Origin of the sequence: Providencia sp. PROV033, assembly GCF_028484855.1 — a bacterium.
Classification (GTDB): domain Bacteria; phylum Pseudomonadota; class Gammaproteobacteria; order Enterobacterales; family Enterobacteriaceae; genus Providencia; species Providencia alcalifaciens.
The window spans coordinates 1-14,801 of the sequence record NZ_JAMPSW010000031.1 but is presented as its reverse complement, the minus strand read 5'-3'; the positions used below and the strand labels follow the sequence as shown (position 1 = coordinate 14,801).

11 protein-coding genes and 1 pseudogene are annotated in these 14,801 nt (G+C 43.2%); 5 read left to right on the top strand and 7 right to left on the bottom strand.

Annotation, left to right across the window (positions count from 1 at the left end; translation table 11 throughout):
• Positions 1–16: 16 nt before the first annotated feature.
• On the top strand, positions 17–496 hold the full coding sequence (gene ybaK / locus PSF16_RS07645) for a Cys-tRNA(Pro)/Cys-tRNA(Cys) deacylase YbaK (protein WP_272689066.1): 480 nt from the start codon (positions 17–19) through the stop codon (positions 494–496).
• A 46-nt stretch (positions 497–542) separates the two neighbouring features.
• Here the strand turns inward: ybaK and ushA are convergent, their stop codons facing one another.
• A complete protein-coding gene (gene ushA, locus PSF16_RS07640) occupies positions 543–2,213 on the bottom strand; it encodes a bifunctional UDP-sugar hydrolase/5'-nucleotidase UshA (RefSeq protein WP_006659276.1) in 1,671 nt (556 codons plus the stop codon).
• Between the two features lie 253 nt (positions 2,214–2,466).
• Here ushA and PSF16_RS07635 point away from each other — a divergent pair, with 253 nt between their 5' ends.
• Both PSF16_RS07635 and ybaL read left to right on the top strand, forming a co-directional pair.
• On the top strand, positions 2,467–3,681 hold the full coding sequence (locus PSF16_RS07635) for an MFS transporter (protein ID WP_272689065.1): 1,215 nt from the start codon (positions 2,467–2,469) through the stop codon (positions 3,679–3,681).
• A gap of 295 nt (positions 3,682–3,976) precedes the next feature.
• Complete coding sequence (gene ybaL / locus PSF16_RS07630; RefSeq protein ID WP_272689064.1) at positions 3,977–5,719, top strand: YbaL family putative K(+) efflux transporter; 1,743 nt, start codon at positions 3,977–3,979, stop codon at positions 5,717–5,719.
• A 56-nt stretch (positions 5,720–5,775) separates the two neighbouring features.
• Here ybaL and PSF16_RS07625 read toward each other — a convergent pair whose 3' ends face one another.
• From PSF16_RS07625 to PSF16_RS07610, 4 genes are all read right to left on the bottom strand, one after another.
• Positions 5,776–6,129, bottom strand: coding sequence for a DUF1937 family protein (locus tag PSF16_RS07625; protein ID WP_006659279.1), 354 nt, complete (start codon positions 6,127–6,129; stop codon positions 5,776–5,778).
• A gap of 114 nt (positions 6,130–6,243) precedes the next feature.
• Complete coding sequence (locus PSF16_RS07620) at positions 6,244–7,020, bottom strand: DeoR/GlpR family DNA-binding transcription regulator (RefSeq protein WP_272689063.1); 777 nt, start codon at positions 7,018–7,020, stop codon at positions 6,244–6,246.
• A 35-nt stretch (positions 7,021–7,055) separates the two neighbouring features.
• Positions 7,056–8,285: an NAD(P)/FAD-dependent oxidoreductase gene (locus tag PSF16_RS07615; protein WP_272689062.1), complete on the bottom strand. Its 1,230-nt coding sequence runs from the start codon at positions 8,283–8,285 to the stop codon at positions 7,056–7,058.
• Complete coding sequence (locus PSF16_RS07610) at positions 8,282–9,682, bottom strand: NAD(P)/FAD-dependent oxidoreductase (RefSeq protein ID WP_272689061.1); 1,401 nt, start codon at positions 9,680–9,682, stop codon at positions 8,282–8,284. The genes PSF16_RS07615 and PSF16_RS07610 overlap by 4 nt, the downstream gene beginning before the upstream one ends.
• A 242-nt stretch (positions 9,683–9,924) precedes the next feature.
• Between PSF16_RS07610 and PSF16_RS07605 the strand changes: the two genes are divergently transcribed.
• Together PSF16_RS07605 and eutH are read left to right on the top strand one after the other, a co-directional pair.
• Entirely contained in the window at positions 9,925–11,364 is a 1,440-nt protein-coding gene (locus PSF16_RS07605; RefSeq protein WP_036968091.1) for an FGGY family carbohydrate kinase, read from the top strand.
• A gap of 34 nt (positions 11,365–11,398) precedes the next feature.
• Positions 11,399–12,649 carry an ethanolamine utilization protein EutH gene (gene eutH / locus PSF16_RS07600; RefSeq protein ID WP_036952538.1) on the top strand — a complete coding sequence of 417 codons (1,251 nt, stop codon included), beginning with the start codon at positions 11,399–11,401 and terminating at the stop codon, positions 12,647–12,649.
• Between the two features lie 73 nt (positions 12,650–12,722).
• Here eutH and PSF16_RS07595 read toward each other — a convergent pair whose 3' ends face one another.
• Positions 12,723–14,036, bottom strand: coding sequence for an inosine/guanosine kinase (locus tag PSF16_RS07595; protein WP_006659285.1), 1,314 nt, complete (start codon positions 14,034–14,036; stop codon positions 12,723–12,725).
• A 108-nt stretch (positions 14,037–14,144) separates the two neighbouring features.
• Positions 14,145–14,801, bottom strand: a pseudogene (locus PSF16_RS07590) (LPS O-antigen length regulator Wzz(fepE)); the annotation flags it as partial.

The window sequence follows — 14,801 nt, the reverse complement described above, 5'->3', positions numbered from 1 at the left end:
AAAAAAAGGAATAATTATGACTCCGGCAGTAAAATTACTGGAAAAACAAAAAATTAAATTCACGCTACACCCTTATGAACACGACCCAAATGAGAGTAATTTTGGTGATGAAGCTGTGCAAAAATTAGGCTTAGATGCCAAGCAAGTCTTCAAAACCTTATTAGTGGCACTCAATGGCGATCAAAAAACGTTAGCCGTAGCTGTCACACCAGTATCTGGTCAGTTGGATCTCAAATCCGTCGCAAAAGTGTTTAACGTGAAGAAAGTCGAAATGGCGGATCCACAAATTGCCCAAAAAACCACGGGATATTTATTAGGCGGAATTAGTCCACTGGGGCAGAAAAAGCGCCTTCCAACCGTCATTGATAGTCAAGCTAAAGAATTTGCGACGATGTTTATTTCTGGCGGTAAACGCGGTTTGGATTTAGAGCTCTCTCCGAACGATTTGGCAAGTGTACTAAATGCCAACTTTGCGGATATTAAAAAAGAATCGTGAACAATAAAAAGCCCCTATCGAGGGGCTTTTTCATACCGATGAACGATTATTTATTTTTATAAACAATCTCGCCTTTTGGCTCATAATCAGCGGCTTTCAATGGAGAATGTTTCTCAATATAGCCTTTGAGTACTTCCGCATCCACAAAGCCCGTATTGACGTAATTTGGATGGTTATCGATAGCAGGGTAACCATCGCCACCAATAGCGTTGAAGTTTAATGTCGCCATACGGTAAGTTTTGTTCTTATCGATAGGTTTGCCATCAATCTTCACGTCGCTGATTGTACCATCCGCATTCAGGGTCAGGCTCACATTATAGAATTGACCATAAGCCCCTGAATCGGTTTTCATGTTTGCCACGGCTTGTAAGTACGGTAGAACTTCTTCACCTTTAAAGTCCACATACACCAATTCATTGGCAAATGGCTGAACTTTAAGGACATCTTTATACGTGATATCACCACTTTCGATAGAATCACGTACACCGCCACCACTCATAATAGCAAAATCTGCACCAGCTCGTTCCTTTTGAGCGGCCAGTAATAAGTGCCCCATATTAGTTTGCTCAAAGCGCACTTTATTACGGTCACCCATCAGTTTGCCTTCGACAGAACCCACCTTCACGCCTAATTGCTGGTCACCTTTATCTTGATAAGGGGTTAGCAATTTAGTCATTTCAGGGTTATGCGCAATTTCCTGAGTGTAGTAGACGTAATCTGATGAGCCATCGTCTTTCTTCACTTTTTTCTTCAGGTTAATCGGGATCAACTGATAATGTTTTAACGTGAATTTACCGTTTTTGAATTCGAAGTCTGCACGACCAACATATTTGCCCCATTCGTGGGCTTGAACAATCCATGTCCCATTTTGGTTATCTGGCGCACATGGCGTTCCTGGCACGTAATCTTCTTGTTTGTAATTTTTGTTCTCTTGAGACATACAAACAGGATCTTGTGAGTGACCACCCACGATCATATCCAAATAACCCGCAGGTAAACTACGAGCCATTTCAACATCCCCTGGTGCGTTAGAACCGTGGTTGCCATCATCATAGTGTCCCATGTGAGTTGCTGCGATAATGATGTCAGGTTTCTCGGTCGCACGTAATTCCTCTACCACCTTTTTAGCTTCAGCGGCAGGAACACGAAACTCAACATCAGGGAAGTTCGCAGGATTACCAATTTTTGCGGTGTCATCGGTTGTTAAACCTAGCACTGCAATTTTCACACCTTGCTTATCAAATACTTGGTAAGGTTTAAACAGTCGTTTTCCTGTACTGGTTTGATAAATATTGGCAGATAAGAATGGGAAAGTTGCCCATTTTTCTTGCTGTTTTAAGACTTCCAGCGGATTATCAAATTCATGGTTACCCAGCGCCATCGCATCGTAACCCACTAAATTCATGCCTTTAAAGTCAGGCTCTGCATCTTGTAAATCAGACTCTGGCACACCAGTATTAATATCCCCACCAGAGAGCAGCAAGACACTACCACCTTGCTTGGCAACTTCATCACGAATTTCGTCTACCACGGTTTTTTGTGCCGCTAAGCCATACTCACCTTTTTCATTGTGCCAAAAATGGCCATGGTGATCGTTGGTATGCAAGATAGTGATGTTGTAGGTTTTATCTTTTTCCCACGCATTTGCCATCGCTGCGGGTAACAGCGCTAACGAGACAGTTAATGCGCATGCAGATGCCTTAAATGTCAGTTTCATACATTCTCCCTGCTGGTATAGAAATATCTACCGATTAAGTAGTTTGTTATGTGTTAATGAGGTTAGTCTTATAGCATAAAAATTCTTATAAGATCTGAGCGGCTATGCACAAACAGAAAGCTGTTACAAAGAAATGAGATCTTGATCGACTAATATTTTTCGCCAATTTGACAACACGACTCATATTGCCATTTAAATAATTTCTATATTAGTTATATTGGTTACAATTACGCAACAAACTAAAGTGACGATGATGAGCGAGCAAACAGCAGCGAGTGGCGGAAGTAAACCCGCCAATAAAACAGGAGAAACCGTCTTTAGCATTCTGACGGCAATCAGTGTCTCCCACTTACTCAATGACATGATTCAATCGCTGATATTGGCGATTTATCCCTTACTACAATCTGATTTTTCTCTGAGTTTCGCGCAGATTGGGATGATCACCCTCACCTACCAAGTCACGGCCTCACTTTTACAGCCTATTATTGGTTATTACACCGATAAACACCCTCAGCCCTATTCCTTACCGATTGGTATGAGCTTTACGCTGTCAGGGTTGCTACTCTTAGCAATGGCAGAAACCTTCCCAACCATTTTGATAGCCGCCGCGCTAGTTGGTACGGGCTCCTCTGTATTCCACCCTGAATCCTCACGGGTTGCCAGAATGGCATCAGGTGGTCGCCATGGATTAGCCCAATCCTTCTTCCAAGTGGGCGGTAATCTTGGTGCATCATTAGGTCCGCTACTTGCCGCTTTGATTATTGAACCTTACGGTAAAGGCAATATTGGTTGGTTCTCATTCGCTGCCTTGCTTGCCATCATCATTCTCTTGCAAGTCAGCAGTTGGTATAAACAACAGCACCGTGCCGCGAAGAAAAGACCGGTCAGTCAGGGAGACGTAAAAGTCCTTCCTCGCAAAATCGTAATTGGGTCTCTCAGTATTTTGTTGATTCTAATTTTCTCAAAATATTTCTATTTAGCGAGTATCAGCAGCTACTACACGTTCTATTTAATCGATAAGTTTGGTGTTTCTGTACAAAATGCGCAAATTCACTTGTTTGTGTTTTTATTTGCAGTTGCCGCAGGCACCATGATTGGTGGACCGATTGGCGATAAAATCGGGCGTAAGTATGTTATCTGGTTTTCTATCCTTGGCGTTGCCCCGTTTACATTGATTTTGCCTCACGCTTCCTTGTTCTGGACGGGCGTTTTAACCGTGATCATTGGACTGATTTTAGCGTCAGCGTTCTCCGCCATTTTAGTTTATGCCCAAGAACTTATCCCTGGTAAGACTGGCATGGTTTCAGGACTATTCTTTGGACTCGCCTTTGGTATGGGTGGTGTTGGGGCTGCTGTGCTGGGCCAGATAGCGGATATGACTAGCATTGAGCAAGTTTACCAATACTGTGCATTTTTGCCGTTATTAGGCATTTTCACCGTATTGTTACCAAATATAAACAACAAATAGATTTATTATCTTATTTTATCCATATTTATGTTTTTATAAGTATGGATATCCCCTCCATTATTTACCAAAAGATATGCATAAGAATCACTAAAATAAAAATCTTGTAACGATTTAGCTCTATCAGCTCGATTTTTTTTTAGAAACCTGACACTTTTTTAAAGAAATTTATGTTCAAAACCGTTAAAATAAAAAACAGGCAATTTGTATTTCAAAATGGTGATTAACGTCATCAACATTTTGAAAGCCAAAGGCATGTACCCACCTTTTTATTCATAAACAAACCAGAGGAGACTTAATGGAGCATTCAACGCCCTTAATTACAACCATTGTTGGTGGTCTCGCCCTTGCATATTTATTAGGCATGCTCGCACAGCGCTTAAAAATTTCTCCACTTGTCGGTTATCTTGCGGCAGGTGTATTAGCGGGTCCTTTTACCCCCGGTTTTGTTGCAGACACCACCCTCGCCCCTGAACTCGCTGAGATCGGGGTCATTCTTTTGATGTTTGGTGTTGGTCTACATTTCTCACTAAAAGATTTATTAGCCGTAAAAGCTATCGCTATTCCCGGAGCCATCGCACAAATAGCCGTTGCTACGTTGTTAGGTCTTGGCTTGTCGATGTTATTCGGATGGAGCGTATTTACAGGTATTGTCTTCGGTCTCTGTCTTTCAACAGCAAGTACTGTTGTCTTACTACGCGCACTCGAAGAGAGACAACTCATTGAAAGCCAACGTGGGCAAATCGCCATTGGCTGGCTGATCGTTGAAGATTTAGCCATGGTTCTCGCCTTAGTACTTTTACCGGCAGCCGCAGGCATCATGGATAGCAATGAAGCCAGTTTTGGCGAGTTAGCGATGAGCCTTGGATGGACGATAGGTAAAGTCGTTGCCTTTATTGTGATTATGATTGTTATCGGGCGAAAAGTTATCCCATGGATATTGTCTCGCACAGCATCCACCGGCTCCCGTGAACTGTTTACGCTGGCTGTTTTAGCACTTGCATTAGGTATCGCCTATGCTGCTGTCGCGATTTTTGACGCCTCCTTCGCGCTAGGTGCCTTCTTCGCAGGTATGGTGCTGAATGAATCAGAGCTTAGCCATCGTGCAGCTCAGGATACTTTACCACTACGAGATGCTTTCGCAGTCCTGTTCTTCGTCTCCGTCGGAATGCTATTCGATCCAGAGGTTCTCCTTGAGCAACCGTTAGGTATCCTCGCTGTTCTCGGTATCATTATCATCGGTAAATCGGCTGCGGCGCTGGTGCTCGTTCGTCTGTTTGGGCATTCACGGCGTACCGCATTAACGATTTCGGTCAGCTTAGCGCAAATTGGTGAGTTTGCCTTTATTCTGGCAGGCATGGGGCTCGCGCTCGGGGTCATGGATAAAGACGCGCAAAACTTAGTGTTAGCCGGTGCGATTGTCTCTATCATGTTAAACCCAGTGTTATTCAGCTTACTGGATAAATATCTGGAAAAAACCGAAACCATCGAAGAGCAACTTCTCGAGGAAACACTGGAAGAAGAAACGCAAATTCCAGTCGATATTTGTGGTCACGCAGTGATTGTAGGCTATGGTCGCGTTGGTGGAATGCTTGCAGATAAACTACGCCGCCGTGAAATTCCTCTGGTTGTGATTGAAGATACCCGCGCACGCTTTGAAGAACTCGCTGAAAATGGCTTCTGCGCAATCTTAGGCAATGGTGCAAGTAAAGACATTCTAAGCCTGGCGCGTATTGAATGTGCAAAATCCCTGTTACTGACCATTCCAAACGGTTATGAAGCTGGTGAAATTGTTGCGACAGCGAAAGAGCTGAATCCTGATATTACCGTGGTAGTTCGTGCACACTATGATGATGAAGTGAGCTTTATCAAAGAGCGTGGAGCCGACCATATTATTATTGGTGAGCATGAGATTGCGAAATCCATCACCACATTAATGTGCAATGATGTGGCAGAGTTCGGATGTGCGATCCCAGAAGATAATGATGGCAATAATGGTGAAGGTAAAAATTTAGATGAATATCTAAAACCGAGCCACTAAGACCACATTCTATTAGCACTAAAAAAAAGCCGTAACTCATCGTTACGGCTTTTTCATTATGAATTCACGACCTGCTCTGCAAATTCCTTGTCAGTCCATACGGGCAAGCCTTTATCTTTAAAGAATTGAATTTCTGCAGCAACACCACCGCTTTTTTCCCATCCCGCTAGCGTCAGAACAATCAAACCATCACAACGCTTTAAAAACTCCATATCAATCTCTGACCATGCCACTTTTTGCCCTTGAGAAGCTAAGTACTGGTTGATTGGATGAGTCATGGTAATTTGGCTATAAGTTGCAATTCCTTTAAGCGCTAATTCCGCGGCATATTGGGTACAAGCTTGGAAACGCATTTCCACAACATTACTATCAGGATCAGAGTATGGGCACGCAATAAAATAGAGTTTCATTTTAATTCCTAGTGTCGTATGTAACGAATTTTAAGAAAAGTAATCCTATGAAAAATAAATGAATTATTTTCCATAGGGTATAAATTAAATGAGTAATACTTTGATTTTTATGGCTTACAGAATATCTGCAATGATAATTTTGGTTTTCGAGCGTTTTTTATTTTCAGCTAATTTAAACTCTTTGCTGGTTGTAATGAGGTAATCAATATTTTCCCACCCTGCCACAAAGTTAATCGCATGTTTATGGGCTTTTGTTCCATCCGCTAACACCATTAACTTATCGCTGTTTTCCCGCATTTTTTGCGCAATGGCTGCCTCATCAACGTGTTGATCCATTACACCATGCTGAGGATGAAAAGCCCCTGCACCGATAACTGCATAGTCTGCATAAAATTCAGTAATATTTTTTAATGCGATTGCGCCTAAACAGGCATTTTGCGCCGCATTAAATTGCCCACCAATCAAAATTGTTTCGATAGAAGGGTTTTCCTGCAAGGTACTCGCTAACAATGGTGAGTTGGTGATCACGGTAATGTTATCTATCGATTTAATTCGTTGGCTAAACTCAAATGTTGTGGTCCCAAAATCAATAAACAGCGTGTCTCCAGGCTTAATTAACTCTGCGGCTTTTGCTGCTATCGCTTTCTTTTCATCGACAGCAGCTTGAGCTCGTTCGGTAAAATTACGCTCAAATTTTGACTGAATGTTGACAGCCCCACCGTGAACTTTCTTTAATAATTTTTGAGTTTCGAGTTTACTCAGATCACGACGGATAGTTTCTTGCGCGACATTAAAATGCGTTGCAAGCTCCTGCACATACACCTGACCTTGAGTTGATAACATCTCAATAATGGTTTGGTGTCGTACTTTTGAGGAGCGTCCCTCACACATAGTTTAATCCTTCTGACCATTTAACATTTCCAGCACTATACAACAGTGACAGTAATTTCAGTAGCACTCGCTTGGATTTTTGTTAAATCGATATTTTTCAGCAAAATACGACGCGTCGGTAAGCAACGATGGCGTTTTTCGTACAACAATGTGTTTCCTGCCATCACTCGGATTGTACCGGTTATCACCGTGTTGACTTTGATGTTGAAATCCACTTTTTCAGTCATACATTCGGACATATCGATACATGCAGGCACGGTAAAACGAATCGGCTCAGCAAATTGGATTGGTAATCTTTTTCCTTGAGATACCCCCATTTGGTGATGATTCGCTAATAAATCATCCGCAATATATCCGCCCGTAATCACGCCTTCTTGGTAACATTGATCCCCCATATCTGCGGGATGTAGCATGTTACCTGCCGCATAATAACTAGCATCAGAGCAGCGGCTACGCTGGTCTGTCACCGGTTTCCCCGTACTGGCATCAAAATTCAAATGACTCTTGCGAATTAACGTATTTTCCCCCACAAACCCGCCAGTAAAAATCACGGAGTCACAAACAATTTTGCGAATTTCTCCTGCCGTTTCTACCATCACATACTCCACTCGATCTAAACCGCCAATTTCGGTGATTTTACTCTTCAGATACACTGGAGTGCCCATGGCTTTGGCAAACAGTGAAGCGGGTTTAAACGCCAGAATTCGTTCGCCACTTTCAATCATCGCTTTGGCTTTTACGCCTGCATTTTTTAATGTCCATAACGCGGAAAAGCTGACTAACTCACTACCAACAATCACGGGATTCAAACACGGTTTTTGCCCTTTCAAATAGACAAATTGCTGTAATGCGCCAGCAGTCAAAATACCTTGGGGACGCAAACCAGAAACTAATCGAGGATGGCGTGGTGTTTCGCGAACGCCCGTCGCAATTAAAATACGCTTAGCACGCATTTCGACAACGCCATCCGGTGTTGCCACCGTCAAGACACCATTCGGTTGTAATTGCGTAACCGTGCTACGTGTCAGTATGGGGGTATCGCCCAAATTTTTGACAATTCGCTCAGCAAACTGGTTGCCTTTCATTGGGCGCTTAAACGCGAGCAAGCCAAATGTCGGATGCTGGCAATGACGAGGAACGCCCCCCGCATGGGCTTCTCGCTCTAAAATCGCGATATTATGAATACCGCGGCGGCGTAACGTTTGTGCCGCCGCCATACCTGCGGGACCGGAGCCAATGATAATCACATCGTAATTTACACTCATTTCACTGCCTCCACCGCTAATGTATTGTCAAAGCGACCATTAATAATTTCAGCAACCTGACTACTACAATAAAAACCATTACAACGCCCCATCATGGCTCGAGTTCGGCGACGAAGAGCCCCTAAACATTCAGGCGGAATATCAGAATCAAACGTCGCTTCAATTTCACGTTGAGTGACCAATTCACAATGGCACACAATCCCGCCATTATTTTTGCATTGATAATCGCGTTCTTCATATTCAGAAAGCATTGGCATTTTAGGCCAAATCAAGTCTGTTGGCGGAGATAGCTCAAATAACGCTTCAAAATTCTCTTGATACAGTTTCCCTAAATGATTAGCAACGCCCAGTGCTGCGGTTAAACCTGTTGAGCGAATTCCACCCGCGCAAATCCACTGTTTTTCGGGATAATCATTAATACGATAATATTTTTCTTCTGTTGCAGGGCGTAAGCCTGCATAGGTCGCTGTCACACTGTAGTTATGTAACGATGGCAACATACGGGAGCCTTGGTCAATTAAATCTTGTAGAACGTCCTGCTTCACCTCAGCCTTCCAACGGTCTTGTTGTTCTTCTGCCGTTGGACCTAACAATAAGTTACCGAAAATCGTTTTCGACAATAAAACACCTTTAGTGATCGCTGTCGGTACAGGCAGAATAATCGCATTGATATCCGCTGCCGCCGCTTTGTCATACACCAAAAATTGACCTTTACGCGGTTTAATTTCAAACGGGGAAGGATGGCAAATAGATTCCACAATATCCCCGTTAATACCAGCACAGTTAATCACTAATCGGGCCGAAAACTCACCTTTTGCTGTGGATAATGTCCAAATTCCCGCATTTAACTCACCGGAAGTCACTTCACAGTGAAATTGATATTCTGCGCCATGCTTCACGGCTTGGGTTAAATACGCCAGTGGTGTGCTCCATGGGTCAATAACGGACTCCCCTGGAACTTCAACCGCGGCGAGTGCGCCTTGCGCCAAATGTGGCTCTCGACGATAAAGTTCTTCTTTATCTATCATTCCCACATCCATGACATTATTGGTATGTGCTTGGTCTACAATGCTCGGCAGCTTATTGAGCTGCTCTTCGTTCCAAGCCACAACCAACGCACCTGTTTTGAGTAACGGTAAATTCATTTTTTCTCTAATATCAATGAACTCCCGATACCCATCTTGCATACATTCCAATTCTAATGTCCCTGGTGTGGCATCAAAACCGGTATGTAACAACGCGCTATTTGCTTTACTTGCCCCTGATAAAATATCGCCGCCACGCTCTAATAGCAGCGTTTTAGCGCCCATCAATGTGAATTTTCGGGTCACTGCACAGCCAATGACACCACCGCCAATCACAATGACATCCCACATTTTTTTATTATTAGCATTCATGGCTGAAATCCTTAACATAAAACTTGAACACATAAAACCACATAATTCCCACAATCTCAACAAATAAAACAACACAAATCACAGCAACACACCAAAAACTTCTCACATTGTTATCTTATTGTGACAGTTATCACATTCACGAAACTTACTGTGAGTTTTTTGTGGATTTTATTTCCGTTTGAACGATAGTAGGCAAAAAAACAAACCAATTTACAACATTTATAACACTGGGAAATTCAGAGATGCTCAATCAACGTTATGCCGCTATCGATCAGGGAACAACGGGAACCCGGGTCGTCGTCTTTGAAGAAGGCGGTCATTATCACTCCCCGATGAGTATTCCGCACAAACAGATCACCTTAAATAGTGGTTGGGTTGAGCATGATCCAGAAGAGATCTTGGTAAATATCATCAAATGTCTGAATAGCTGTGAAGTCGTTGATGCTATTGGTATTTGTCACCAAGGTGAAAGTATTGTTGCGTGGGATGCTCAAACGAAGCGCCCCCTCTATAACGCAATTGTTTGGCAAGATCTCCGTACTGAAAAAACTATCCAGCAACTTAAAAATGCGGGGTTAGAGCCCCTTGTACAATCCAAATCTGGCTTGCCATTAGATCCTTACTTTTCTGCCAGTAAGATGGGATGGATCATGGAGAATGTCGTTGGTGCTAAGTCTCTTGCAGATAAAAATCGCCTACGTATCGGCACCATGGACGCTTTTTTCCTTGATCGTTTATGCGACGTTTTCGTGACAGATTATAACTCCGCATCACGTACGTCTCTGCTCAATATTCATACTTTGGAGTGGGATCCCCAACTGTGTGAGATTTTTGGTGTCCCTATCCACTGTTTACCGCCACTACGCGATAACATCGGTGACTTTGGCGCCGTTAATCTCGATGGTCATCTCACCCCAGTGACCGCCATTATTGTCGATCAATTCGCCGGAACCTTTGGGCATGGCTGCCGCCAAAAAGGGGATGCAAAAATTACCTTTGGAACAGGTGCCTTTTTGCAGACATTGACGGGCAGCGATATTCCACAAACCCACCAAAGTGGATTACTACCAACCTTATGTTGGAAATTTCCAGGAGAAGCCCCTGTTTTTGGTTTAGATGGCGGCGTCTATAACGCTGCATCCGCAATCAATTGGGCACGCAAAATCGGTCTATTTGAGGATTTTGATGAGCTGGCTGATTTTCGTGATGAACCCGCCATTAAGCGCGGTTTGGCGTTTGTTCCTGCACTTTCAGGGCTAGGTTGTCCTTATTGGGATCGCAGCGCTGCCGGTCTATGGGCTGGGCTGTCTTTAGATACCGACAAGAAAGACATGATGCAGTCTGTTTTAGAAGGAATTGCCGCGCGTTCTGCCGAAGTTATTTTCGCAATGGAGAAGATATCTCCATTAGGTCAGTCCATTTCAGTCGATGGAGGGTTATCGTCAAATCAGTACTTTAAGCAGTTTTTGGCTAATTTATTGCAAAAAAATATTGAAGCACCAGCAAATCGTGAAGTCACAGCTCTCGGGGCAGCCTTGCTTGCACGTAAAGGTTTGGGAATAAGTCATGAAATGGCGATACGACGTAATACCAGCGTCACACGCCCTGATGGCACCAACATGCAAGGCATAATGGAACAGTATCGCGACATTATTGCCCGTTCTCGCCAGCTAAGAAATTAATTTTCCAACAATAAAAAAGAAAGGAAACCCTACTATGGCCGAATTCGGAAACTACATTATCTACTTAATTATGTGCGGAGCCGTCATCGGTGCCGTCGCATCGATTGTCAGACCTGCCAGTGACCTTGGAAAAGAGTTTGTAAACGGCATTTTTTCTATTGGTCCCGTGTTTCTCGCTCAAGCAGGGATCATGGCTGCCGTCCCGCTACTTTCACAATTAATCTCATACATTTTAGGACCGGTATTCAGTTCCGTCGGCTCTGATGTTTCTATTGCGGCGCTGTCAATTATCGCCGTGGATATGGGTGGATATCAGTTAGCCGATGCCTTAACCACGAATCGCGATATGTGGATCACTGCGATGTTGATCGGTTATACCTCTGGCGCAACAATTGTTTACCTGATCCCCGTCGGTTTAACTATGTTAAATCGCAAAGATCACAAATACTTAGCCTTAGGCGCAATGGCTGGATTGATCTCTATTCCATTTGGGGTATTGGCATCATTACTGCTGATCACGCTCAATAATATTCCGGTTCGCGATATTATCTCGACTAACTCCCCAGCAACGCATCAGCTAACCCTCGATTTTCTGACGATGTTGCAGTATTTAATGCCACTATTTGTCTTCTGTTTCTTACTTGCTGCGGGTTTAAAATATCGCCCAATGTTAATGGTTACAGGCTTTTTGATCTTCGGTAAGATCATGGATGCTTTCGTTAAACTCGTTTTAGCTTTCTCGATCGTCGAGCATTTTACCGGTGTGTTTAGTAAAGTATTCGGGGCATGGGGTTTCGATCCGTTGTTTGCAGACCAAAATGAGTTGTTCCGTGCCATCGAAATTGCGGGTTATATTGGGATTATGCTCGCAGGGACTTTCCCTATCTGTTACTTGTTCCAACGCTACTGCAAACCGTTAGTTAGTGCGCTTAGCCGTCGATTAAAACTGAGCGACACGGGTTCACTCGGATTTATTATGGTGATGGCAAATATCATTGCGACCTACCACTTATTCAAAGAGATGCGTGCTAGAGACAAGGTGTTGTGTGTGGCTTTCGGGGTATGCGCACAAGCGACGATTGGCGATCATTTAGCCTTTACCGCAAATTTCCAACCAACATTAGTGTTGCCAATCTTGTTAGGTAAATTAGTGGGTGGTTTCTTAGCGGTATTTATTGCGATTAAAATCTCAGTTCCACAAGCTATGCGCTATGAGCAAGAAGATGAGAAAGCGGTTGAGGCTGTTAAAGCTGAGCACCCTGCGGGGATCGCCAAAGAAGCTTAATAGCTCGCATCTTGATAAAAACAAAAACACCTCATTCGAGGTGTTTTTTTATTTCTATATTACCCATTTATATTTAGCGGTCCCAATAGGACTCTTCTAAGCTGTCTTCTTTTTCCGGTAATCCGCGTGTTAAGCGTGGAGAATGCTGGGAAAGGACTTGATAGCTTACACGGTTAGCATACTTACACACCTGCGCCAATGAGGAGTACGTGAGGTATTGACGTTCATGTTTACTGGAGTTAGGAACATTTGAGCGATGGTATGAATTCGCCGTAATATCATGCAGTAATGCCGATAATGCCCCATCGCCGGCCCCATTGGTATTCATGATTTTTTCAGGCCCCCCCATATAAGGCTCTATATGGGAGAAAATGCGACGAGGCTGTTGGCAATCCTGCATGCGCATTGCACGGCTAAACTCATACAAATTAAATTCGGCAATCGCCCCTGGTAGTAATGGGTGCTGCGTTTTACGTTTATATTCTTCTTCAGTAAAACCTGCCATATACAATCCAGAAGGTCCCGCAGTACACAGAACAAGGTCAACCCAATCCAGTGCCATATTGGAGGCTAATAATGGATCGCTAAAACCGGTTAGCTCCAAAGCTTCATCTTCGTTCATCGCAACCACAGAAACATGATCCTTAAGAAAATCACGCCAGAATTGTGGGTCTTGAGCGATAACAAACTTAGTTCCCAATGTTAATACCACGGGAACATTGTGTTTTTTCGCATAATGGATTGCCTGCATAGTGGCATCAGGCATGGTTTCCCCCGGCTTACAACGGACTAAGTAAGCGGTTAATACCAGTGCGGAAGCCCCTGCAATAATATCCTCAGGAATACTATCTGGATGCAAACGATTCATGTGCCCAGGGCTGATCGCAAAGGTACGTTCACCATTTTCAGTGATCAGCGTAAAGCAACGTCCAATTGGACCATCTACCCCTTGCAAGTAATTCAAATCCATACGACTTGAGGTATGACAAAGGTAGCGATATGCGTAGCTACCAATCTGAATGTTGTTGCACATGGTGCCCAATAAAACAGAGCGGTCATCCGCTAAAACAGAGTAATTGTGGAGGGTATTGCCGATTGTTCCACCCGCAAATTCATGGGTAATTAGCTTTTGTTCGGTAAGCTCTTTATAGAGTGCTTCTGCCGCATCATCTTCGATGACTAAGGAATGACCTTTACTTAATTGATAACGTTCAATAAATTCATCATCAATTTTCGCTTCAATATCAACGAGTGTTTGGTCGATACCCACAATATACGATTTGCAGTTTTCATCGTCAGACATCATCTCTTTCATGGGTTGCAAAAGAGGATCTCTCAGAGAGACAGGAAAGTAGTGTTTAGATTTGCGTTGACCGGGGAATTTCATATTGGGAACATTAAAAAAGGAACATTCCGGTATTCTATCACGATAAAAGAAAACCAGCACCCTTCGATAAAAAGGTGCTGGTTAGATATTTATTACACTCTTGAGGGATTACTTATGGCGAATATTTTGCTGATTATAGTTACGGTACAGGTCACGACCTAATACGAATGCACAGCTCATGATAAAGCCTAAAATAGCACCTAACGCAACGATAAGCATGGATTTAGGCGAAGCTTTCGCAACAGGCAAATCCGGTGTCAGAATAAATCTAACTGGCTCAAAATCTAATTCTTTGGTAGTCAGTGAGTTTAAGTTATCAATATAAACTCTCGCATTTTGCAGTTTCTCACTGATCAGCGCTAAATCACGATTTTTTAACTCAATACCCAGTTTTTCTTCTAAGGCTTCAGAACCTAATGCAATTGGGTAATCAGGGTCATCATTGATTGCGACCGAGTCTCTCGCAATCGGACGAGTAATTCCTGCCGCCTTCGCAATGGTAATTGCACGTTTCAAACGTTCAATTTTCACATCATAAGCAATCTGGATTTTTGTGGTGTCTTGCTTCAACGCTTCTACGCTATAAATCAATTGGCGTGAAATCGCATTATCCACTTCAGTTTTCATTCTTTTACGAACGAGTGTCGCGGTGTAACGAATATACCCATCCATTAAATCTTGCGCTTCAACTGCTGTTGGCGCCGTAAATGATAGAACGATATCGCTATCATCACTGTCTTTTTCTTTTCCGTTATATTTCAGTTT